21 protein-coding genes are annotated in these 21243 nt (G+C 71.5%); 6 read left to right on the plus strand and 15 right to left on the minus strand.

The features are described 5' to 3' along the window. Nucleotides 1-13: 13 nt before the first annotated feature. The 8 genes from ACIBI9_RS43305 to ACIBI9_RS43340 form a co-directional block, all read right to left on the minus strand. The gene (locus tag ACIBI9_RS43305) at nt 14-1969 is read right to left on the minus strand and encodes a serine/threonine-protein kinase (protein ID WP_397231516.1); all 1956 of its coding nucleotides are present in this window, start codon (nt 1967-1969) and stop codon (nt 14-16) included. Between the two features lie 132 nt (nt 1970-2101). Then, nucleotides 2102-2614 (minus strand): YbaK/EbsC family protein, encoded by a 513-nt coding sequence (locus ACIBI9_RS43310; protein WP_397231518.1) that lies wholly within the window; start codon nt 2612-2614, stop codon nt 2102-2104. Between the two features lie 75 nt (nt 2615-2689). Beyond that, nucleotides 2690-4240 carry a flavin monoamine oxidase family protein gene (locus tag ACIBI9_RS43315; RefSeq protein ID WP_397231520.1) on the minus strand — a complete coding sequence of 517 codons (1551 nt, stop codon included), beginning with the start codon at nt 4238-4240 and terminating at the stop codon, nt 2690-2692. Nucleotides 4241-4290: 50 nt separating this feature from the next. Next, entirely contained in the window at nt 4291-5133 is an 843-nt protein-coding gene (locus tag ACIBI9_RS43320; protein WP_397231521.1) for a M55 family metallopeptidase, read from the minus strand. Nucleotides 5134-5161: 28 nt separating this feature from the next. Then, on the minus strand, nt 5162-6370 hold the full coding sequence (locus ACIBI9_RS43325) for a DUF6395 domain-containing protein (RefSeq protein WP_397231523.1): 1209 nt from the start codon (nt 6368-6370) through the stop codon (nt 5162-5164). Next, the gene (locus ACIBI9_RS43330; protein ID WP_397231525.1) at nt 6361-6729 is read right to left on the minus strand and encodes a hypothetical protein; all 369 of its coding nucleotides are present in this window, start codon (nt 6727-6729) and stop codon (nt 6361-6363) included. Before ACIBI9_RS43330 ends, ACIBI9_RS43325 begins: the two co-directional genes overlap by 10 nt. Nucleotides 6730-6798: 69 nt before the next feature. Beyond that, the gene (locus ACIBI9_RS43335; protein ID WP_397231527.1) at nt 6799-7572 is read right to left on the minus strand and encodes an enoyl-CoA hydratase/isomerase family protein; all 774 of its coding nucleotides are present in this window, start codon (nt 7570-7572) and stop codon (nt 6799-6801) included. 46 nt (nt 7573-7618) lie between these two features. Continuing rightward, on the minus strand, nt 7619-8272 hold the full coding sequence (locus tag ACIBI9_RS43340) for an endonuclease (RefSeq protein ID WP_397231528.1): 654 nt from the start codon (nt 8270-8272) through the stop codon (nt 7619-7621). Between the two features lie 94 nt (nt 8273-8366). On the opposite strand from ACIBI9_RS43340, the gene ACIBI9_RS43345 reads away from it, so the two are divergent. Then, the gene (locus ACIBI9_RS43345) at nt 8367-8651 is read left to right on the plus strand and encodes a Fe-S cluster assembly protein HesB (protein WP_397231530.1); all 285 of its coding nucleotides are present in this window, start codon (nt 8367-8369) and stop codon (nt 8649-8651) included. Between the two features lie 6 nt (nt 8652-8657). Here the strand turns inward: ACIBI9_RS43345 and ACIBI9_RS43350 are convergent, their stop codons facing one another. Next, nucleotides 8658-9347 carry a rhodanese-like domain-containing protein gene (locus ACIBI9_RS43350; RefSeq protein WP_397231532.1) on the minus strand — a complete coding sequence of 230 codons (690 nt, stop codon included), beginning with the start codon at nt 9345-9347 and terminating at the stop codon, nt 8658-8660. A 68-nt stretch (nt 9348-9415) separates the two neighbouring features. Here ACIBI9_RS43350 and ACIBI9_RS43355 point away from each other — a divergent pair, with 68 nt between their 5' ends. Continuing rightward, on the plus strand, nt 9416-11422 hold the full coding sequence (locus ACIBI9_RS43355) for a CehA/McbA family metallohydrolase (RefSeq protein ID WP_397231534.1): 2007 nt from the start codon (nt 9416-9418) through the stop codon (nt 11420-11422). Here the strand turns inward: ACIBI9_RS43355 and ACIBI9_RS43360 are convergent. Next, nucleotides 11419-12006 (minus strand): TetR/AcrR family transcriptional regulator, encoded by a 588-nt coding sequence (locus ACIBI9_RS43360; RefSeq protein WP_397231536.1) that lies wholly within the window; start codon nt 12004-12006, stop codon nt 11419-11421. The two genes, ACIBI9_RS43355 and ACIBI9_RS43360, sit on opposite strands and share 4 nt — an antisense overlap. 81 nt (nt 12007-12087) lie before the next feature. On the opposite strand from ACIBI9_RS43360, the gene ACIBI9_RS43365 reads away from it, so the two are divergent. Next, nucleotides 12088-12747: a DUF4386 family protein gene (locus tag ACIBI9_RS43365; protein ID WP_397231538.1), complete on the plus strand. Its 660-nt coding sequence runs from the start codon at nt 12088-12090 to the stop codon at nt 12745-12747. Between the two features lie 2 nt (nt 12748-12749). Here the strand turns inward: ACIBI9_RS43365 and ACIBI9_RS43370 are convergent, their stop codons facing one another. Together ACIBI9_RS43370 and ACIBI9_RS43375 are read right to left on the minus strand one after the other, a co-directional pair. Continuing rightward, entirely contained in the window at nt 12750-13631 is an 882-nt protein-coding gene (locus ACIBI9_RS43370) for a 2-hydroxy-3-oxopropionate reductase (RefSeq protein WP_397231560.1), read from the minus strand. A gap of 11 nt (nt 13632-13642) precedes the next feature. Continuing rightward, nucleotides 13643-14452, minus strand: a complete 810-nt coding sequence (locus tag ACIBI9_RS43375; RefSeq protein WP_397231562.1) for a hydroxypyruvate isomerase family protein — start codon at nt 14450-14452, stop codon at nt 13643-13645. A 177-nt stretch (nt 14453-14629) separates the two neighbouring features. Here ACIBI9_RS43375 and ACIBI9_RS43380 point away from each other — a divergent pair, with 177 nt between their 5' ends. Beyond that, nucleotides 14630-15391, plus strand: a complete 762-nt coding sequence (locus ACIBI9_RS43380) for a hypothetical protein (protein WP_397231540.1) — start codon at nt 14630-14632, stop codon at nt 15389-15391. Beyond that, nucleotides 15384-16526, plus strand: coding sequence for a helix-turn-helix domain-containing protein (locus ACIBI9_RS43385; RefSeq protein WP_397231542.1), 1143 nt, complete (start codon nt 15384-15386; stop codon nt 16524-16526). The genes ACIBI9_RS43380 and ACIBI9_RS43385 overlap by 8 nt, the downstream gene beginning before the upstream one ends. Here ACIBI9_RS43385 and ACIBI9_RS43390 read toward each other — a convergent pair. From ACIBI9_RS43390 to ACIBI9_RS43400, 3 genes are all read right to left on the minus strand, one after another. Next, on the minus strand, nt 16506-17381 hold the full coding sequence (locus ACIBI9_RS43390; RefSeq protein WP_397231544.1) for an oxidoreductase: 876 nt from the start codon (nt 17379-17381) through the stop codon (nt 16506-16508). The genes ACIBI9_RS43385 and ACIBI9_RS43390 overlap by 21 nt on opposite strands. A 166-nt stretch (nt 17382-17547) precedes the next feature. Continuing rightward, nucleotides 17548-18678 carry a DUF418 domain-containing protein gene (locus ACIBI9_RS43395; RefSeq protein WP_397231546.1) on the minus strand — a complete coding sequence of 377 codons (1131 nt, stop codon included), beginning with the start codon at nt 18676-18678 and terminating at the stop codon, nt 17548-17550. 503 nt (nt 18679-19181) lie between these two features. Beyond that, nucleotides 19182-19511 carry a hypothetical protein gene (locus ACIBI9_RS43400; protein WP_397231548.1) on the minus strand — a complete coding sequence of 110 codons (330 nt, stop codon included), beginning with the start codon at nt 19509-19511 and terminating at the stop codon, nt 19182-19184. A gap of 539 nt (nt 19512-20050) precedes the next feature. On the opposite strand from ACIBI9_RS43400, the gene ACIBI9_RS43405 reads away from it, so the two are divergent. Continuing rightward, a complete protein-coding gene (locus ACIBI9_RS43405) occupies nt 20051-20776 on the plus strand; it encodes a helix-turn-helix domain-containing protein (RefSeq protein ID WP_397231550.1) in 726 nt (241 codons plus the stop codon). Nucleotides 20777-21243 lie beyond the last annotated feature (467 nt).

A 21243-nucleotide genomic window follows, 5' to 3' on the forward strand; every position in this document is an offset into this window, starting at 1 on the left:
CACCTTCCCCGCGTCATCCCCCGGAATTCCCCCTTAGCCCATCTAGCTGTTCGACCACTGGATTGACGTTCAGCGGAGTCCATACGGCCCCCCTTGGCTTGTCCCCGAACGTGCCGGCGGCGAGGATCAGCGAGAGCGCGGCGGCCGCCGCGAGAGCCCCCGCCATCACCATCGCCACTGTCCTCGAGGGTACGAGCGATGAGAGCGTTCTGCGCATCTGTTTGCCAGGACCCTCCACTCCCGGGCCCGCGCAGACGGTCCACAGCGCGACCGCGGCGCCCCAGGCCAGGGCGTTGGACGGGTCCATCCTGGCCACCACGGTGAGCAGCAGCGTCACCGGCAGCCCCAGGATGAGCGCGTACAGCACGAGCGCCAGCGTGATGCCCACCGATTTGGCCAGCGCCTGGGGGAAGGCGAAGACCCTGACCACGTCGAGCGCCGCGGCCCCCGCGGCCCTGCGGGAGGCCAGCTGGGGCTGGGCCAGGTCGGCCGCGCGCAGCAGGACCGCGGCCGGGATCGCCACGACCGCGACCAGCACGGGCGCGATCACGGCCGCCACGATCAGCAGGACCAGCAGCATCGCGCCGGCCACGCCGTACGCCCTGGACCGCTGCAGCATCTTGCCCGGCGCGACCGACGGGATGTACGGCTCCCGCTTGGTGCTCGGGTCGGGCTGCGGGTACTGCGGCGGAATGTACGGGGGCGGCTGGAGCGGGCTCGGCGCCGGCCTGGCGTAGTCGGGCACGTCGGGACCCGCGCTCGGCACCTGGGCATTGGGCATCTGGGCGTTCGGGACCGGCGTGTGGATGCGCCCGTAGTCGGCCGAGTCGGGGCGAACCCGTCGGGTGGGCACGTCGCCCTCACCCGGCGGGGCCGCGAGGCCGTGGTTGTTGACCGGCTGCTGCGGCTGCCAGGGCGGCGGGGTCAGGCCGCTCTCGCGCTGGATGCGCCGCAACTCCTCCGGCGTCACCCTGCGGGTCGGCCACGGGTCCGGCTGGTTGGGCAGGAGCGAGACGTACTGCTGGTCCTGGGGCGGCGCGGCGGGCTGCTCCTGGGGCTCCAGCAGGCGCTTGGGCGTCACCGGCGGCGTGGAGACGTCGTACGACGGCTTGTCCTGCACCCGCGGGGCCTCGGTCGGCCGGGGAACGGTCGAGATCTCGTCGGGCGAGGTGCTCGGCGTCTTCGGGAGCATCCGGGCGGTCTGCTCGGCCAGCTCGGCCGCCCTGGGACGCTTGGCCGGGTTGCGCTGGAACGCGGCCTTCAGCAGCGGCTGCAACGTCGCCGGGGCGGCGCTCACGTCGGCCTTGCCCGCGGTGATGTTGTAGAAGATCATCTCCAGCGTGCCCTTGCCGAAGGGCGGCAGGCCGGTGGAGGCGAACAGCAGCGTGCCCGCCCACGCGTGCACGTCGACCTCCGGCCCCGCCTCCTGGCCCTCGATGATCTCGGGCGCGAGATAGCCGGGCGTGCCGATGAACATGCCGGTCTGCGTCAGCCGCGTCGCGTCGACCGCCTGGGCGATGCCGAAGTCGATCAGGACGGGCTCGCCGTCGAGGATCAGCACGTTTCCGGGCTTGAGGTCGCGGTGGATCACGCCCACCGAGTGCACGGAGGCCAGCGCGGCGGCCACCCCGTGCGCGACCTTGACCAGCGAGGGCAGGTCGAGGGGCCCGTCGTCCTTGACGATCTCGTCGAGGGGACGGCCGGGGACGTAACGGGTGACGATGTACGGGCGATGGCCGGTGACATCGGCGTCGAGCACCTCGGCGATGTATTTGCTCCGCACGCGCCGCATCGTCTCGACCTCGCGCGAAAGCCGCCGCCTGGCGACCTCGTCGCCGGCGACCTCTCCGCGCAGGACCTTGACCGCCACCTGCCGCCCCTGCGGGTCGACAGCGAGGTGGACAACGCCCATCCCGCCTTCACCGAGCCGCCTGAGCAGCCGGTAAGGGCCTAGTCGGTCATCGTTCATGGCATGAAGCACCATACCGGCTTAATCCCCGCCCACGAGATGAACCATGAGGCCACATTCCCACTCGTACAACGTCCAGAAAGGCCCCATCGGTTTCCCATCCAACGGTCTCGAATCGGCTTCAGTTTTCCCTCAACCGGCCAGCGGCAGCACCTCGGCGCTCTTCAGCCCGGCCAGCGCGGCACCGGACACGGCCAGTTTCGATCTGCGCACACCGCTCCCGATCACCACTCTGGGGTGCTCCGCGACGTGCGTGTCCACCAGGATCGGCCAGTCGGCGGGCAGGCCCAGCGGCGTGATGCCGCCGTATTCCATCCCGGTCAGCTCGACCGCGTCGGCCATCGGCGCGAAGCTCGCCTTGCGGGCGTCAAGATGGCGGCGGACCACTCCGTTGACGTCCACGCGCATCGTCGCGAGCACCATGCAGGCCGCGTAGCGCGTCTCGCCGCCGCGCTTGGCCGCGACGACCACGCAGTTGGCCGACTCGTCGAGCGTCACGCCGTACCGCTCGCAGAACGCCGCCGTGTCGGCCAGCTCAGGATCGATCTCGGCCACGTCGACGCCCTCCAGCTCCGGCACGGCGAGCGCGACCGGGTCGGCCAGCAGGTCGGTCCGTTCGTTGGCGGGCACCCAGTGCAACGCCATCCCATCTCCTCGTTTTCATCTCCGCAGATCGCTTCTCCCAGGAGCCTACGGTGGCCGCGGGAGTAGCGTGCGGCCTCACGCGGACTGCAGCACTCGCTGGTGCAGCTGGGTGACGGCGCTGCGGGCGGACTCCATGGCCCCCGCCTGCCACGCGATCAGATGGGTGAGCCAGTCGCCCGCGAAGTAAACCCTTCCGGCGGGGCGTTGCAGAAAAGTGAAGGACGAATCAAAGTCGGGCCAGCGCACCCAGCCTCCCTGGATGTGCTGCTGGCGCTCCCAGGCGATGGAGACGCTGGACAGGATGTTCTGGCGGTATTTGTCGCCGTGGATCTTCTTGCCCTGGGTGAGCGCTCTGCGCCTTCTGTCCTCGGGGGCGAGGGCCGCGTACAGCTCGGCGTTGCGCTCGGTGTTGTAGTAGCCGACGAGGAGGCCGCGTTCGGAGTGGTAGCCGTGGGACGGGTACCAGATGTGGGTGATGTCCAGGTCGGTCTCGGTCACGCCGCCGTAGATGCGGTCCTCCAGCTCCCACCAGCGCCGGCCGTACTCCAAGCCGATCTTGCCGGCGGCGACCGGGATCGGGGTGCTGAGCGCGGTGGTGACCTGGGCGCCGAGGTTGTGCGGGATCTTGGCGAGGATGTGGGGCGGCAGGGCGGCGATGCAGTAGTCGGCCTTGATGCCGCCGCCCTCCCAGGCGACCTCGACGCCGTCCGCCAGGCTGGTGATCTTGGTGACCTTGGCGCCGGTCTTGATCCGGTCGCGGCCGACGGCCTCCGTCAGCTTGGTGACGATGGCGTCCATGCCGCCGACGGGCTGGAACATGGGGGTGGCCTGGTCGTAGCCGAAGTCGTTGGTGATGGCCCGGCCGGTGCCGGCGGCGAGGACCTGGTGGAGGGTGCCCGGGGCGTCGAGGGGGGTGCCGGTGTCGATCGCCGGATATTTCGTGAAACCGCGGCGCATGGACCCTTCGTACTCGTGCTTCGGGCCCAGGTCGCCGAACCTCCTGAGGAAGTCGAGCAGGCTCTCCTGGTCGGCCTTGCTGATGGCCCTGTCCAGCGCGCCGACATTTGTCGCTTTCGCCAGTAATTCCGCGATATAGCCGTACATGTCGGCTCGGGCAGTGCGCGCCCGCACCGTCCGGCCGTTGGTGTGCACGTAGGCGGCGGCGTTGTTGTTGACGAAGGTCTCGATGGGGATGCCCAGCTCACGGCAGTAGTCGAGGGTCACCATCCAGGGGGCGATCCGGCCGGGGCCCGCGTTGAAGTAGACGCCCTCGCCGAACTTCACGTCCTGGGCGGGGCCGTTCAGCTCGGCCAGCCGGTCGCCGCCGCGCAACGTGAGGTTCCGCCCGCCCGCCTTCTCCCTGGCCTCGAGGAGCGTGCAGTCGTAGCCGGCCTTGCCCAGCTCGTACGCGGCCGTCAGCCCCGCCACCCCGGCGCCGAGGATCACGACCTTCGCCGCCCCCTTGCCGCTCAGGCTGAAGTCGCCCGGCCTGGGGGCGGCGAACTGCTTGTCCTGCTCGGACGGCGCCAGGCCGAGGGCGCCCATGGCGGCGTACATGGCGCCCGCGCCGCCCACCGCCCCGATCCCGACGAGCAACCCCCGCCGGGTCAGCGCCGCACCCTCCACGCCGCCTTCCCTCCCTGCTCCACAAACCGCTCCGCGCCGTAAACCCAAGGTCAGCCGTACGGGCCGCTGCCGCAGGCGATCTGGCCGCCGATGGTGGCGAAGATGCCGAACAGGGCCATGACCTGCGCGAAGTCGTCCGTCGTGAACTCGATGTGCCGCGGCCCCACCGACTTCACGCCCGGGATCAGCGCCACGGCCGCCGCGATGGCGGTGGAGTTCCACTCCACCCCGAGCGTGTACGGCGCAGCCACCGCATAAGGCGTGAAGTCGCTCAACCGGTTGAGCGCACGAGCCGTCGCCTCACGGATCCTGGCCTGCGCGACGCTCGGCGGCAGCAACTCGGCGGAGAACTTGTCGATCCCCTTCTTCACCGCGACCGTCTCGACGTCGCCGAGCACCTCGCGCGCCTCTTCCCCGACGGCCTCGTCCCCGGCCACCAGGACGACCGGCACCCCGTGGAACCCGGCGCACGCCGCCACGAGCCTGGTCTCGCCGCACAGCTCGCCGTTCAGGTAGACGTTCTGGATCTCCTTGCCCATCCAGGTGTGGTTGAGCACGCCGTGCGGCACGCCCGCGCGGGCGTGGTAGCCGACGAAGCACGCCGCCTGGAACGAGCCGTCGAGCCCCTGGGCCATCCGCTGCGCCTTGCCCGGGCCGCGGATGAGGCTGGCGCGCGGGTCGAGCAGGTCGATCCGGAGGTTCTTGGTGGAGCCGTGGGCATCGTTGACCAGCACGCCGGTCGCCCCGGCGTCGAACGCGCCCTCGATGGCGGCGTTCGCGTCGGCCGTCATCAGCTCGCAGCCGCGCTCGTACCCACGCTTGCCGGCGTGCATCTCCTCGGGGTCGGTCAGCCCCGTCACGCCCTCCATGTCGACGGACAGATAAACCTTCACGCGCTCCCACTCCTCATCAGGCCACTCCTCATCGGGTGCCCCATGTCTCCACCCGGCGGACCTCGTCCTCCGTCATGAGCCCCACGTGCTTCTCGACGAACGCCGCGGCCTCCTCGCGCCACCGATCCGGGATCTCGGCCAGGGCTCGCGGGTAGCAGCGGTCCAGCCAGGCCGTCGACTCCTCCGAGACGTCGAAGTAGTCGAGCGCCTTGGCGAAGAGCGTGTTCTCGATGCCGGGGACGCGGGCGAACCCGTACTGGATCATCTCCTGCCCGCCGTACGGCGGCTTCTTGAGATACTTCTGCGCGACGGGGCGGTCGGCGGTGATGGGCGTGTCGAGGGGGCGGCGCTCGACGGCCGCCTGGATGAGCTCCTTGTAGAGGCACTTACCGCAGGTACGGCACGGGCCGTCGGTGCCGCGCAGGCACCAGCGCACATAGTCCTTGAGGTCTGATCCGAGGGCCAGGCGCATCGTGGTCGCCTCGCTCACCCCGCCGACGGGGAGCACGATGTGCACGCCGGCAGCGGCGAACAGCCGGCCCCACCTGCCGTGCGGCGACCACATGGGATTGTCGGGCGTGTAGCGCCACAGGTAGCGGCCCCCGCCGAGCCAGCGCGAGCCGAGCTCGTAGCCGAAGCCCAGCCCGCCGAGGTCCAGCTGGTCGGCGAGCAGCAGCGCGCCGGCCGCGACCGCGTGGTGCTCCGGATAACCGGGGCGCGGCTCGGCCAGGGTGAACTCGAGGTCGGAGGTGACCGTGCTCAGCTCGCGCCCGGTCTTGGCGGCGAGCTTGGCCAGGACGTCCGACCGGTAGTGGGACCAGCGGTTGGGGACGCGCGGGTGCGGCACCCGCCGGAAGTGCACGAACGGCGCCTGCGGGTAGATGGTGGCCGCCGCCACGGAGTCCGCGCCACCGCTGTACGAGATCGCGAGCCGGGCCCCGGGACGGCGGGGCTCGGCTCCCACCGGCCCGGCCTCGACGCCCCATCCGGAGTGCAGGGCGTCGGCGAGGTCCGCCGAGATGGCGCGGTCGAAGGAGATGCGCTTCCTGGTCCACGGCGCCACGACCGTCCAGGCGGCGAGGGCGAAGAGGTCCGGGTGGGCGTCGTCGGGGACGCCGCCGATGGAGCAGGAGTTGATGGCCAGCTTGATGGGATGCTCGTCGGAGGCCTTGCCCGTGATCTCGTCCTCCGCGTCGAGGCGGAAGGTCAGGCTCGTGCCGCTCCAGGTCACGCGCACGGCTGCTCCCCCGGTTGCCCGGAGGCGCGGCCGGCGCGGAGGTCGTCGATGGCCTGCCAGACCAGGACCTCGTTCTGGAGCACGCCGTCCAGCGCCTTGGCCGTCTCCTGCGCGAGCCGGTGGGTGTCGTCCAGCTTCGCCCTGTCAGCCTTGCCGAGACCGGCGCCGGTCGCGGTCGGGCGGGCGTTCCTGAGCCGCTCCACCTCGCTCTGGAGGGTGGCCATCTCCCGCCGGAGCGTCTGGACCTCCCAGAGCGCGTCCCTGATGTCCTGACGGTGGTCGGAAATGGAGATGTAGCGGGAGTCGAACCACGTACGCACGGCCTTCCGGAGCCGCGCAGGGACCAGGACGCGCATCATGAAACGCCACCATACTGGCAAACCCGCGCCCGATAGGACGAGCCGTTCGAATGGGTCGACTTTCCCTTTTCAGCGGCCGGTGAACTTGGGCTTGGCCTTCTCCGAGAACGCCCGCATACCGACCTTGGCGTCGTCCGTGGCGAACAGCCCGGAGAACTGCAGGCGCTCGATCTCGAGCCCCGTGTCGAGGTCGGCGTCCAGGCCCTGATCGACCGCTTGCTTCGCGGCGCGGAGCGCGACCGAGGGCCCGCCGACGAACGTGGCGGCCCACTCCAGGGCGGCCGTGTAGACCTGCTCGTCGGGCACCACCCGGTCCACCAGGCCCAGGTCGAGGGCCTCGGCGGCGGGCACGTGGCGGCCCGTGAAGATCAGGTCCTTCGCCCGCGCCGGGCCGATCAGGCGGGGCAGGCGCTGGGTGCCGCCCGCGCCGGGGATGAGGCCGAGCAGGATCTCCGGCTGGCCCAGCTTGGCCGACTCCCCCGCGACCCGGAAGTCGGCGCAGAGGGCGAGCTCGCAGCCGCCGCCCAGCGCGTAGCCGGTGATGGCGGCGATGACCGGCTTGCCGATCCGCGCGACCGCGGTGAAGCAGGCCTGGAGCGTACGGGAGTGAGCGGCCATGTCGGCGTAGGACATGTCGGCCATTTCCTTGATGTCGACGCCCGCGGCGAAGACCCTCTCGCCGCCGTAGACGATCACGGCCTGCACCTGCGGGTCGGCGTCCACCTCGCGGGCCGCCTCGGCGATCTCTTGCTGGGCCTGCCCGTTGAGGGCGTTCATCTTCGGACGGTCAAGACGGATCGTGGCGATCTGGTCGGCCACCTCGACGCTCACAAACTCACCCATGAGCCGAACCTAACAGAGTGATCGCGTTCGTCCACGGCAGCCACGGTCAGCGAGCGGCGGAGATCACCTCGTCCACCGTCTTCCTGCTCCGGGAGGCGCGGACGAGCGCCGCCGACAGCCGGGCCAGCTCGTCGTTGGAGTGGGCCAGCTTGGCCAGCGGGCGCGCCTGGCGCGGCAGCCCGAGCTTGCCCGCGCCCTCCAGCACCCGCTGGTCCAGGTGCGGCGCGACCTGGGGCCACACGGCCTGGACCTCGCGCAGGAAGATGTCGGCCCCCGTGGGACCGATGCCCGGGAAGTCCGTCAGCAGCGCCGCGATCCTGCGGTCGTCGCCGCCGGCCTCCTCGCGCAGGCGGCGCAGATCGCCCTTCCAGCGGTCGATGAGCAGTTCGGCGCCCTTGCCCAGCATCGTCGAGGTGCGCTCGTCGTAGCGGACGTAGTGGCCGCGGTCCAGTGCGTCCACCCGGTCCTGCCAGCTCGCCTCCCGCATGGCCTTCGGCGTGCCGTACCCGGCCTCGAACAGCTCCCTGGCGGCCGCGACGGCGACCTCGGCCGAGATGCGCGCGCTGAGCAGCGTGGCCAGGACCAGGAGTTGGTACAGGGGCTTGGGCTGGTCGGCGAGTTTGATGCCGGCCTCCCGGGCGAACGTCCGGCCGTACCGGTCGAGCAGCACGTCCACGACGGCTTTCTCGGTCTTACCCATGCCCGCCCGCTACCCACGGCGTGTCGTGACATGCCGGGTTTGGGGTGCAGGTCGCTGGGGAGGCGGAGGGTTGGCGACTGCGAAGGAGCTAGCCGTGCTGACCTTGACAGACAACGCCGTCGAGGCGATCCGCGATCTGATGGTCGGAGAGGACGTGCCCGCCGACGCGGGCCTGCGCATCTCCCCGAAGCCCGACGAGGCGGGAACGCTGGAGCTCTCGCTGACGAGTACGCCGGAAGCGGGTGACCAGGTCGTCGAGAAGGAGGACGTCCGCGTCTTCGTCGCCGAGGACGTGGTCGAGATCCTCGACGACAAGGCGCTCGACGCGCAGCCGGGCGCGCCGGGGCAGCCGACGTTCCGGCTGGATCGGCGGGCCTGACAGGTCCTACCCGAAATCGGGCCCGGTCTCGGGCGGGCGCACGTCGCCCAGCCCGAACAGACCCACCAGCGTCCCGTCCACCCGGGTGACGACGACGTGGTCCACCTTGGCCCGGTCCATGCGCTGGACCAGCGGTTCGAGCTCCTCGCTCGGCCGTACCGTGGTGACGCCGACCCGCATGGCCCGCTCGGCGACGCCGTTGAGGTCGACGCCCTTGAGCTCGCGCGAGCCGATGACGCCCTGGACCACGTCGTCGTCGTCCACGACGACCGCCAGCCCGGCCGGGTCACCGATGATGCGCTCGGTGATCTCGTCCAGGGGGTCGTCGAGGGCGGCCCGTACGGGGTCGCGGCGCAGGTTCCGCGACACCAGCGCGGCCGTGCCCTCATAGGGCAGGTCCGCGGAGAGCCAGTCCATCTTGCCCTGCCGGTAGTCGTACACGTCCTCGAACCCGAGGTGTTCGAGCCGGTGGGCGGCCCGCGGGCTCAGGTCGCAGAGCCAGTCGTGGCAGTAGACGACGACCGGCCGACCCGGATCCAGCTCGCCGGCGGACGTGCGCATGGCGGCGAGCGGCAGGTGCACGGCCTCGGGCAGGTGCGCCCACGTGTACTCCTTCTCCGGCAGCACCTCCACGAGCTGGGCCCGCCGGTTGGCGACCAGGTCCCGCACGGCTTCGCGATCGATGATGTTCGTCATGGCGTCCACGTACCCTCAGACGGCGATTCGTGTCACGATGACGAGGCGTCCTCTTCAGGGAGTGCCCGATGTGTGACGATCCGCTGCTGCCCGCGTCCGTGGCCCGCGCGCTCGCCGACTATCGCGAACTGCGTGACGCGCACGGCCCCTGCTGGGGCGAGCCGCCCATCCCGTACGTCGTCCAGGCCTGGGCCACCGTCTTCCTCGACCACCGCCACAACTACTGGCAAGCGGCGCTGCGGCAGCTCGCCGGGCGCCATCCCCCGGAGGAGATCGAGGAGCATCTCGACGAGGTGGACCCGGAGCGGGTGGTGCGTGACGCGCTGGCGGGCGACGTGCTGGACAACCTGGCCGCGCTGCGCCTCACCCCCGAGGGGTTCGCGCTGGAGGCCGTCACCCGGGTGGTGCTGGACGAGCGGCCCTTCCGTACGTCGCTGCTCCTCGACTCCGGCGTGGACGAGCCGGTCACGGTGGTCGTGGACGGCACGCCGTACGAGGTGCCTCCCCATGGCGCCCGGGTGGTCGGCCTCGAGCGGGACGTCAGCGTGGCCGGGGAGCCCGTGGACCTGTCGCCGCTGCGCAGGCGGGCGGAGGCGGCCACGATCAGGGTGCGGGCGGGGTTCCCGTGCCGGTGGAGTGTGACGGGCGCCAACGGGCAGGGCTGGTACCCCGAGGGCGCCCTGCCCAAGGTGGACGTCCACCGCAGGCCGTTCTTCCACGGCGACGACCTCGTGATCGCGGTGCCCGCCGAGCCCGTCACGGTGGCGGTGGCCAGGGGCATGGAGTACACCGCGTCCGAGATCGTGATCACTCCGGAGGCGGGCGCGGAGACGCTGGTCGAGCTCGCCCCCGAGCGCCTGTACGACGCGGCGGCCCGCGGCTGGTACGGCGGCGACCTGCACGTTCACCTCAACTGGATGGGCGAGGAGCCCGCCGCGCCCGAGCTGGCCGCGGCGGCGCAGCACGGCGAGGACCTGCACGTGCTCAACCTCGTGGCGGGCAATGTCGCGAGCGGGCGCGTCTACGACGTGGAGGCGCTGGAGCACTGGGTGGGCAAGGACCTGCCCTGGTCCGACGACCGCCACCTGGCCAGGCTCGGCGTCGAGTACCGCAACGACGTCGTCGGCCACCTGACCGCGTTCGGCCTGCGGGAGCCGCCGCGGCGCTACCACACGGGGTTCGAGGGCACGGTCGACTGGCCGCCGAACGCGGTCGCGCTGGAGGAGCTGCGCGGGCTCGGCGGGGTGACGGGGTACGGGCATCCGTTCCACACGGCGTTCTCCGACGACGACCCGCCCGACGTGGTGCTCGACCGGGGGCGCGACTGCTCGGCCAGGGAGATCGTCGCCGACGCCGCGCTCGGCCTGATCGACACGCTCGACGTGCTCAACCACTCCTCGATCGCCGGCACCGCCGCCGTCTACCGCCGCCTGATCGGCGCGGGCAACAGGCTCACGGTGACCGCGGGCACCGACGCCGTGCTGTCCTTCTGCCGCCGCGGCACCGCGTCCAGCCCGCCGGGGTGGGAGCGGGTCTACGCGAACGTCGGGGGCCCGCTCACCGCCGAGTCCTACGCCGAGGCGATCCTGCTCGGCCGTACGTTCGCCACCACCGGGCCGTGGCTGGAGCTGACCGTGAACGGGCACGGGCCGGGCGACACGCTGGAGCTGGCGCCCGGACAGCGGGTGGAGATCGTGGTCTCCTCGATCGGGCCCGAGGTCGAGTCGCTGGAGATCCGCACCGCCGAGGGCGTCCTGGCGCACGGGCCGCCCGGGCGGCTGGTCGCCTCGATGACGGCGGGCGAGCCGACGTACGTGGTCGCGGTGGCCTCGGGCGGGCCCCACCCGCGCACGGCGCACCGGTCGGGGGCGTACGCGCACACCAGCCCGGTGTACGTGGACGTCGCGGGCGGGCACGTGGCCAGGGAGGCGGACGTGCGCTGGTGCCTGGCGTGGCTGGACCGGCTGGAGGTCCTGCTGCGGCAGTACGGCACGTTCGAGACGCCCGCCCAGCTGGACGACCATCTGGAGCTGTACGAGCGCGCCAGGGCCGTCTACCGTCGGCGGCTCCCCTAGGCGAGGCCCGCCAGGACGCGTTCGAGGCCCCAGCGGAACTGCTCCGTCGACACGTACGCCGCGATCGCGTCGGTCGCGGCGTGCGTGCGCGGGAAGGCCTCGGGGTCGATCGAGAGTGCGGCGCGGCGGGCGGCGATCCGCTCCTCCTCCGGCGGGACCGGGCCGTGCACCTCCGCGGCCTCCAGCGCGATCGCGCCCAGCACGTACACCATCACCGTGTACGACGCCCGCGGATCCGGCAGGGCGGCCAGGAGGCATTCGCCCACGCGCAGCGCGACCGGGCCGCTGAAGGCGGCGCCGAGGATCGCGGGGACCGCCGCGGGGTGGCGCATCAGCACGTCGCGCAGGTCGAGCGAGAACGCGACGATGCGCTCGCCCGGCGGGCGGCTCCCGTCCTCCAGCAGCGCCAGGTCGGCCTGGCCGAGCAGCCGGTCGGCCAGCTCGGTCACGATCGCGGCCCGGTCCGGGAAGTAGGTGTAGAGCGCGCCGGGCGTCAGGCCCACGCGGGTGGCCAGGGCCCGCATGGTCAGCCCGCCGGCGTCGATCAGCTCCAGGGCGGCGTCCAGGACGGCCCTTTGGTCCACCGAACGTTGAGGTCCTCTCTTCACAAGACAACTCTAAACGGTGTTTAATACTGAACATCGTTCAGAGTTAGGAGCCCTGCCATGAGATGGACCCTGATCGTCGCCGTCGTCGCCGCGAACGTCGCCTTCGCCGGCCTCTCCGCCACCTTCGGCTACCCCGGCGTGCTCGCCGAGCCTCCCGCGCGGATCCTGGCCGCGTTCGCCGCCCACCAGGGCGCGGTCTCGGCCTGGTTCCTGGTGCTCGCGGCGAGCTCGCTGGCGCTCGTGCCCGGCGCCGTCCTCCTGGGACGGCTGCTGCCCCCGGGGCCCGCGGCCTCGCTGTCGACGCCGGTCGGCGTGCTCGCCGGGCTCGTGCAGGTGCTCGGGCTGCTGCGGTGGCCGTACGCCGTGCCCGCCCTGGTCGACGCGCCCGACCCGCGCGCCGCCGAGACGACCTTCGCGGCGCTGCACGGCTACCTCGGCACCGGCGTCGGCGAGACGCTCGGCTACCTGCTCACGGCCGGCTGGACCGTGCTGGTGCTGGCCGCGCTGCCCCGGTCGCCGCGCTGGTTCGCCGCGCTCGGGATCGGGTCGGCGCTGGCCATTGCGGCAGGCGTCCTCACGCCGCTCGCCGTGCCGGGCGCCGACCTGGCCAACTTCGCCGGGTACGTGGCCTGGAGCGCCTGGGTGGTGGCCCTGGCCGCGCTCCGCGACCGCCTCCTGCCCCGGCGCGCCCCGGCCGTCCCCGCCCACTCGGGCTGAGCTCACTCCCCCGACAGGCGTTCGACGACGCGCAGCAGCGCGGAGTGGTCGAGCGCGCCGTCCCCGGACGCGTTCGCGGCGGCCACGAGCTGGGCGACCAGCGCGCCGAGCGGCAGCACGACGCCCGCCTCGCGGGCCGCCGACGTGACGATGCCCATGTCCTTGTGGTGCAGGGCGATGCGGAAGCCGGGCTCGAAGGAGTGGCTCAGCATGTTGGCGCGCTTCTGCGCCAGCACCGCCGACCCGGCCAGGCCGCCGCCGAGCACCTCCAGCGCCGCCTCCAGGTCCACCCCGTACGCGCGCAGGAACACGACCGCCTCGGCCAGCGCCTCGATGTTGGCGGCGACGACGAGCTGGTTGGCGGCCTTGACCGTCTGGCCCGCGCCGCTCGGCCCGACGTGGACCACCGTCCTGCCGAGGGCGTCGAAGATCGGCCGGGCGGCCTCGAAGGCGTCGCCCGCGCCGCCCACCATGATCGACAGGGCCGCGTTCTTCGCGCCCGCCTCGCCGCCCGAGACGGGGGCGTCCAGATAGCGCAGGCCGCGGCGGGCGGCCTCGGCCGCCAGCTCGCGGGTGACGTCGGGGCGGATCGAGGAGAAGTCGATGACCAGCGCGCCGGGGGCGGCGTGCGCGAACACGCCGTCCTCGCCGGTCAGCACGTCCTGGACGTCGGGCGAGTCGGGCACCATGAGGGCGACCGCCTCGGCTCCCGACACGGCGTCGGCGATCGACTCCGCCACCCGGCCGCCGGCCTCGGCGAGGGCCTTGGCCTTCTCCGGCGAACGGTTGTAGCCGGTCACCGTGTGCCCGGCCTTGACCAGGTGGATCGCCATGGGGCTGCCCATGATGCCGAGGCCGATGAAGGCGATGGTGGTCACGTTGATCCTTTCCCGTTTCAGCGCCCCAAGGCTCCCGGGGCCGCGCGCCGGTCGCGCGGGAGCCAGGCGAAGCGGTCCGGGCCCTCGGAACGGTATTCGAGGCCGATATATCCGTCATATCCGGCGGCGTACACGTCGTCGATCCACTGCTGGAGCGGCAGCGCGCCCTCGCCGGGCGCGCCCCTCCCCGGGGCGTCGGCGATCTGTACGTGGGCGATGCGCGGGCCGTACCGCTCGATGGCGGCGGGCACGTGGTCGCCGTTGGTCGCCAGATGGTAGAAGTCGGCGAGCAGCCCCACGCCGGACCCGTCGCCCAGCCGGTCGAGCACGGCCACGGCGTCGTCCGCCGTCAGGAGGGGATAGCGCGGCGCGCCGCTGACCGGCTCCAGCAGCACGGTCCCGGTCACGCCCCGGGCGCAGGCCGCCAGCATCTCGACCGCCAGCTCGTCCTGCTCCTGCGCCGCGACCCCGTCCACCCGGTTGCCGTAGAGCGCGTTGAACGCCCGGCAGCCGAGCCGCTCCCCGATGGCCGCCACCACGGGGACGTTGTCCAGCAGCTCTCGCGAACGCCCCGGCCACGACACCAGCCCGCGGTCGCCGCCCGGCATGTCACCGGCGAAGAAGTTGAGCCCGGTCAGCCGCACCCCGGCGTCCTGGACGGCGCGGACGAACGCGTCCACGTCCCGGTCCGCGGGGACGGCCACCGGCCACGGCCACCAGAACTCCACCGCCGAGAATCCGTCGGCGGCCGCCGCGGCCGGGCGTTCGAGCAGGGGCAGCTCCGTGTAGAGGATCGAGCAGTTCACGGTCCACTTGGTCACGCGCAGGCCTCTTCCCGTCAGACTCGGAACATTGTCACGCAAGTGCGCAGGAGTTACAAAAGCCGGGCGACACGCGCGTGTCGGCGGAGTGGCTTCGTGAAGTCGTGGCGGGTCTATGATGTTGGAAACTGAAGCGGCTCCGGTCCCCGGTCGCCGCCGGGCAGAGCGTTCGGAGGTCGGCGCATGCTGGAGTCGCAGTGGGCCCGTGACACGTTCGGGCAGCGGGTGCCGGCGATCAGACAGGCGATCGCCGAGGCGCTGTCGGTCGCGCTCGACAACGCCCGCGACGCCCAGACGGCCGCGCAGACCGAGCACACGCACCCGTTCGGGTTCACGCTCATGTCACGCAAGTTCGAGGCGCTGGCCGAGGCGTTCGAGGACATGGGCGACGTGCGCATCATCAAGCCCGCCGGGTCCCCCCACGAGCTGGTGGTGCTCGACGGCAAGCTGCTGTTCCCGTTCCGCTATGCCAAGGACCGCTCGATCAGCGTGATGAGCGCGCGCATCGGCGAGGGCCGGCCGTCGGCGCTGGTGCAGGCGCTGTTCAACCGGTTCGGGCCCGAGCCGCGGATGCGGCAGCTCTCGCTGCACGACCTCGCGCCGCAGGCGGTGCCGGTGGCCGAGGCGCTGTCCGACCTGCCCGACGACACGGGCCTGGTGCTGATCGCCTACGCCTGCAACGCGCACGCGGGGCTGCTCGACGCCTGGTGGGGCGAGGCCGAGCTGCTCGACCGCACCGGGAGCCTGCGCTGGCACGTGTGCGAGCCGATCCCCCTGGCTCAGGACGCGACGGCGGCCGGGCAGGGCGAGGCGCAGCCGGCCGCGTTCGACCAGGGCGTCCTGCCCACCCCGTCGCTCAACCCCCGCACGGGGGCCGGGCGGCTCACGGCGCCCGTCAGCGAGGCCGTACCGATCACCAGGGCAGAAGCCGCCGGCGGTGAGTGAGTTCAAGACCGGCACGCCGACCCCGCAGGCCGTCGCCGACGCGTTCGACGCCACCCGCCTCACCCAGGCCCGTCACCTGGCCGCGCTCACCAAGAAGGAGGTGGCCGAGCTCCTCGGCGTCTCCCCCGCCGCGGTCGGGCAATACGAGGCGGGCGTCACCCGCCCGCGCCCCGACCTGGTCCCGCTGCTGGCCGAGGCGCTGGCCGTGCCGATGGCGTTCTTCCTGCCCGGACGGCCGCACGGCAAGCTCGACGGTTCCATGGCCCACTTCCGCAGCCTGCGCTCCACCCGCGCCTACCAGCGGGCCAAGGCCGTGGCCTTCGTCGAGCAGGTGTGGGAGCTGACGTACGCGCTGGAGAAGCGGGTCCAGCTGCCGGCCGTCGACCTGCCCGGGTTCGCGGGCGGCGAGATGCACTCGTCGCTGCCGCGCGACCCGGCGGGCGCGGCCCGCGCGCTGCGGGCCCACTGGGGGCTCGGCACCGGCCCGGTCAGCCACCTCGTACGCCACATGGAGTCCCACGGCATCGTCGTCGCCTTCCCCCGCCACGACCCCGACGCGGTCACCGTCGACGCGTTCTCCACCTCCAGCCTGCCGCGGCCGATCGTCGTGCTGACCCCCAACCGGTTCGACGACATCTACCGCCACCGCTTCACCGCCGCCCACGAGCTGGGCCACCTCGTCCTGCACGGCGACACCGCGGCGGGCGACAGCCATCAGGAGCGCGAGGCCGACGCGTTCGCCGCCGAGTTCCTCACGCCGCGCGACAGCATCCTGCCGCAGCTGCCGCAGCGGGCCGACCTGCGCAAGCTCGCCGAGCTGCGGCGGACATGGGGGGTGTCGGTCGACTCGCTGCTCTACCGGTGCCGCGAGACCGGGCTGATCTCCGACTCCGCCGCCGGCCGCGCCTACCAGCGCCTGGCCGCCCTGCGCGACCAGCCGGGCTTCACCAACGAGCCCGTCTCCGGCTACCCCGGCGAGCAGCCGGTCCTGCTCGCCCACGCCTTCGACCTGGCCACCCGCGAGAGCGACCTGACCGCCGCCACCCTCGCCCGGGAGCTGGCCTGGCCCATCACCCGCGTACGCGAGCTGATCGGCCTGCCCGACCAGCGGCCCTCACTCAAGCTCGTCCTTTAGCCCCGCGCCGATGGCGTCCAGCTCCGCGACCGCGTCCGCGGGCAGGACCAGGTCGGCCGCGGCGACGTTCTCGCGGAGATGGGCCGGTGAGGAGGTCCCCGGGATGAGGACGATCGTGGCCGAGCGCTGCAGCAGCCAGGCCAGGGCGACCTGCTGCGGCGAGGCGCCCAGGCGGGCGGCCACGTTCCGGAGCGTGTCCGACTGGAGCGGGGTGAAGCCGCCCAGGGGGAAGAACGGCACGTAGGCGATGTTCTCGGCCGCGCACCGCTCGACGAGGGCGTCGTCCTGCCGGTTCGCCACGTTGTAGAGGTTCTGCACGGTGACGACGGGCGCGATGGACTGTGCCTCGGTGAGCTGGGCCGCGGAGACGGCGCTGAGGCCGAGGTGGCGGATCAGGCCCTCCTCACGCAACTCCGCCAACGCCCCGAACCGCTCCGCGAGCGGCTCGTCGGTGGTGCCCTCGTGCGTGACCACGCGCAGGTTGACGACGTCGAGGACGTCCAGGCCGAGGTGCCGGAGGTTCTCGTGCACCGCGATCTTGAGGTCCGCGGGGTCCTGAGCAGGCATCCACTCCCCGTTGGGGCCGCGGCGCGCGCCGACCTTGGTGACGATGCGCAGGTCCGCCGGGTACGGGTGCAGGGCCTCCTTGATGAGCTCGTTGACCACGGCGGGGCCGTAGAAGTCGCTGGTGTCGATGTGGTTGATCCCGAGTTCGATGGCTTCGCGTAGCACGGCGATGGCCTGGTCGCGGTCTTCGGGCGGCCCGAAGACGCCGGGGCCGGCCAGTTGCATGGCGCCGTACCCCATACGGTTGAGGGTGAGGTCGTCCGCAAGTGTCAGGACGTTATCCGACATTTCATGCTTTCCTCTCATTCCGTCGACACGCTGCAACGTGCCTGCTCCAGGTGGCAGTACCCGCTGCTCCTGGAGCCACATGGCCCGCGGCATCCACTGGTCGACGACCTCACCCTGGTCACCTTTCCACGCACAGCCAGACAGCCTCAGCGCTTCCGGCGCGGGCTCACCGCTTGGGGCGGCCGTACGACATCCGCCGGAGGAACACCTCCGCCGGGCCCCGGTGGCCGACGACGCGCATCCACTCGGCCAGCACGATCGACAGCAGCCAGACCCCGACGGCGATCCCGAAGGTGGCGGCGAAGCTCACGCCGTCGTGCAGGTTCAGCGTGAACGGGTAGAAGAGCACCACCCAGACCACGGCCTGGAACAGGTAGAACGTCAACGACCGCTGCCCCAGCGCCGCCAGAGCCGTGGTGAGCCGGCCGCCCCGGACCTTGACCGCGACGAGTCCGACGGCGGCGGCCATGCCGATGCCGCCCGCGTACCCGGTCAGATCGTGCGCGACGGCAACCGCCCAGCTGACAGGGGCCGAGGTGGGCATCCACCCACCGGCCGCGAGCAGCGCCGCGGGCAGCCTGCCCGCCACTGCCACGCCGATGAGCACCACGGTGGCGCGGCGCAGCAACGGCAGGTGCCGCTCGGGCTCGTCGAGGAACCGGCGCCTGGCGGCCCAGATGCCCAGCATCATGCCCGGCACCACCATGATGGTGGAGATCGCGGTCTCCACCGGCCAGGACGGGATGCCGGCGACGAGGTGCGCGGCGAACGTGGGCTCCATGAACTCCGCCATGGTCACCGGCTTCGCCTGGGCCGCCACGCTCTGCCAGGCCAGCAGGAGGGTCGCGGGGACGAGCGTCAGCAGGCCCGTCCACCACAGCACCGAATCCCGCGCCCGCACCAGGGGAGCGAGCACCAGCAGGGTCAGCCCGTACACCGCGATGATGTCGATGGGCACGAGCACCAGCGTGTTCAGGAAGCCGATGACGATCAGCCAGAGCGCCCTGCGTCGCAGCAGGCTCCGGATCGAGGTCCAGTCGCTCCCTCTGATCTCCTGGCTGTGGACCAACTGCCCGAGCCCGTAGCCGAACAGGAACACGAACATGTCGCGGGCCTGGTTGTCGGCGAGCAGGGACTTGACGAACTTCGCCGCGGTGTTGAGCGCGGCAGGCCCGGCGTCCCAGTCGCCGACGAACGCCGGCGCGTGCGACAGGGCGATCAGCAGCAGCATGAAGCCGCGTGCCAGATCCGGCGCCAGCGCTCTCGCTGTCACGCTGGTGGGGGCCGTGAGGGTCATGTCGATTTCCTTCCGATTCTGCGCGCCGGACCACTGCGGTCTGACGGCGCCGCTCAAGTACTGGGGACACGGCGGGGAGGTCCGCCGCTTCTTGTCCTGCGCGGACAGCCGCCTCAACGGCACTGCTCACGCGTGTCCGTCGAGGTCCCGGCTCACCGGGAGCCACCTCGACGGCGCTGCTCATGCGCAACCGGCGACGCCACGACTGGCCGGAAGCCGCTTCAACGGCACCGCTCACGTGCAACCGGCGACGCCACGGCTCACCAGGAACCGCCTCGACACCGCACTCATCCGCAACCAGCGGAGCCACGGCCCACCGGGAACCGCCTCGACGGCACCGCTCACACGCACCCAGCGACACCACGGCTCACCAGGAACCGCCTCGACACCGCACTCATCCGCAACCAGCGGAGCCACGACAGGCCGGGAGCCGCTTCGACAGAGTTCTGCCGCGAGCAACGGCGCTGTCCGTTCGACCAACTGCTGCGCTCGACGCTGAACGCTCAGGTGCGGGGGGACCTCGCCCGCGCCCAGCCGTACCCGACGAGCGCGAGGGCGGCCCACCAGGCCACGGCGACGAGACCGGTGGCACCGACCGGCGTTCGGGTGAACTGGCCGCGCAGCGTCTCGATGATCGGGGCGAACGGCTGGCACTCGGCGAACCACCGCACCCCAGCGGGCATGGACTCCAGGGGGACGATGGCACTACCGAGGAAGGGTGGGAATCGCAGCGGCAGGGCGGCACTGCCCGTGGACCCGGCGGTCTTGCTCACCAGGCCGACGCCGGCCACCAGCCACGTGAGCACGAACGTCAGCAGCGCCAGCGGCGTCACCCGGCTCAGCTCATCACCTCCGTCACCTCACCTCCGTCACCTCGTCATCTGCGCCTTCCGTCACCTCTGTCAACGGCGTCAACGGCGTCAACGGCGTCAACGGCACCACGGTCGCTGCGAACGACCCGGGATGCTCCCGAAGCCGAACCGTGCCTCGGAGCCGCGCTCACGACCGGTCGTGACGTCGGTGGCCCCTGCTGTGCCGCACTCCCTGTCGTGATCGTCACTAACGTCGGCGAGGGGCACGGCCCCCTCGTCCAGCGCCCGCCGGACACCCGCATGAACAAGGACTCCCACCATCCCTCCATTCGCGATAGTACGTGTTTAGTCGAACCCAAAAGCTACGTTGCATTTAGCTTTATGTCAATGAGCCAGAGCCGGAGAATCGTGCATTTATGCAGCTAGATAGGGATGAAGATTGCAATAAACCTGAAGCTGAATGCAACTCCCAAGCTCACTGCTATTGCAATGGAATGCAATCGAACGCAATACTGGGACCCATCAGATCGCAGGGACAGAGCCCCAGGAGGCGAGTGCCAATGCCGGGAGGCAGGCTGACCCAACAGGACCGCCGGGACATCGCCGCAGGCCTGGCGGAAGGGCTCGGCTACGCCGAGATCGCCCGGCGCCTGGGCCGACCGACCTCCACCGTCAGCCGGGAGGTCAGCCGCAACGGGGGCCTGGGAACGTACCGGGCCGACCGGGCTCATCAGGCGACCGAACGACGCGCCCGCCGCCGCAAGCAGACCCCGCGATCAGCGCCACTGGCCACCAACACGGCGTACGGCCGCGACCCCGAGGAGATACGCGAATTCGCGGAGCACCTCGTCGAAATCCTGGTACACACGGGCTTGCAACGGATGGCATCGAGGGTCCTGGCCTGCCTCTACACCACCGACACCGGCGCGCTCACGGCCAAGGACCTCGCCCAGCGCCTGCAGGTCAGCCCGGCCTCGATCTCCACCGCCATCGCCTACCTCGAGGACCAGGAGCTGATCAGACGCGACCGGGATCCGCGGTGGCGCCGCGAGCTGTACAGCGTCGACAACAACGTTTGGTATCGGTCGTTTCTGGCAAGCGCCCAGCGAAACTTCTTGCTGGCCGAGACCGCCCGCAACGGGGCTCGCATCCTGGGCGCCACGACACCCGCCGGCGCACGCTGTGAATTCGTGGGCGAATTCCTTCGACGTACCGGCGAGGACATGCTCCAAACGGCCGAACGCTGGCGTCACCTTTTGATCCCACAAGCCCGCGATAACCCTTAGTAACGAGGAGTAATTTAACGCGACCCCCCGAAACGGCAACACCGACGCCCATCGCCAACCAGCGGACGAGCGCAACCATGCCATACGCCCGAACACGCGACCTCGGCACCGACCAGACACACCGAAACGCAATGGACCACCACAGGACGCACTGCCGGCTGGCCACCGCTAGCGCACTCGCCGACAACTGGCCACCGCCAGCGCACTGCCGACGACCGACCACCGCCGAGTGGGCCAATGGCGACTGGGCCAATGGCGACTGGGCCGCCGCAGAGCGGGCCAATGCTGGCCGACCACCGCCGAGCGGACTGGCGACTGGGGCGCCCTGGACCCTTTCCGCTCGTCACGATCTGAGCTGGCGAGGGTCGGTGCGGGGGTATCACTCTAAGTGTGGAAATGATCACTCTGGGTAGATGATCGAAGGTAAAGATCAACCACACAGCATTCGGGGGAATGTGGATCATGTC

This window comes from Nonomuraea sp. NPDC050451 (assembly GCF_044458585.1).

Excerpts from the sequence above, each read along its gene's own strand:
- ACIBI9_RS43335 (WP_397231527.1), bottom strand. The coding sequence starts at position 7,572 with ATGGGTGAGTTTGTGAGCGTCGAGGTGGCCGACCAGATCGCCACGATC.
- ACIBI9_RS43330 (WP_397231525.1), bottom strand. The coding sequence starts at position 6,729 with ATGATGCGCGTCCTGGTCCCTGCGCGGCTCCGGAAGGCCGTGCGTACG.
- ACIBI9_RS43305 (WP_397231516.1), bottom strand. The coding sequence starts at position 1,969 with ATGAACGATGACCGACTAGGCCCTTACCGGCTGCTCAGGCGGCTCGGT.
- ACIBI9_RS43405 (WP_397231550.1), top strand. The coding sequence starts at position 20,051 with ATGCCGGGAGGCAGGCTGACCCAACAGGACCGCCGGGACATCGCCGCA.
- ACIBI9_RS43355 (WP_397231534.1), top strand. The coding sequence starts at position 9,416 with ATGTGTGACGATCCGCTGCTGCCCGCGTCCGTGGCCCGCGCGCTCGCC.
- ACIBI9_RS43365 (WP_397231538.1), top strand. The coding sequence starts at position 12,088 with ATGAGATGGACCCTGATCGTCGCCGTCGTCGCCGCGAACGTCGCCTTC.
- ACIBI9_RS43390 (WP_397231544.1), bottom strand. The coding sequence starts at position 17,381 with ATGTCGGATAACGTCCTGACACTTGCGGACGACCTCACCCTCAACCGT.
- ACIBI9_RS43395 (WP_397231546.1), bottom strand. The coding sequence starts at position 18,678 with ATGACCCTCACGGCCCCCACCAGCGTGACAGCGAGAGCGCTGGCGCCG.
- ACIBI9_RS43340 (WP_397231528.1), bottom strand. The coding sequence starts at position 8,272 with ATGGGTAAGACCGAGAAAGCCGTCGTGGACGTGCTGCTCGACCGGTAC.
- ACIBI9_RS43350 (WP_397231532.1), bottom strand. The coding sequence starts at position 9,347 with ATGACGAACATCATCGATCGCGAAGCCGTGCGGGACCTGGTCGCCAAC.
- ACIBI9_RS43310 (WP_397231518.1), bottom strand. The coding sequence starts at position 2,614 with ATGGCGTTGCACTGGGTGCCCGCCAACGAACGGACCGACCTGCTGGCC.
- ACIBI9_RS43380 (WP_397231540.1), top strand. The coding sequence starts at position 14,630 with ATGCTGGAGTCGCAGTGGGCCCGTGACACGTTCGGGCAGCGGGTGCCG.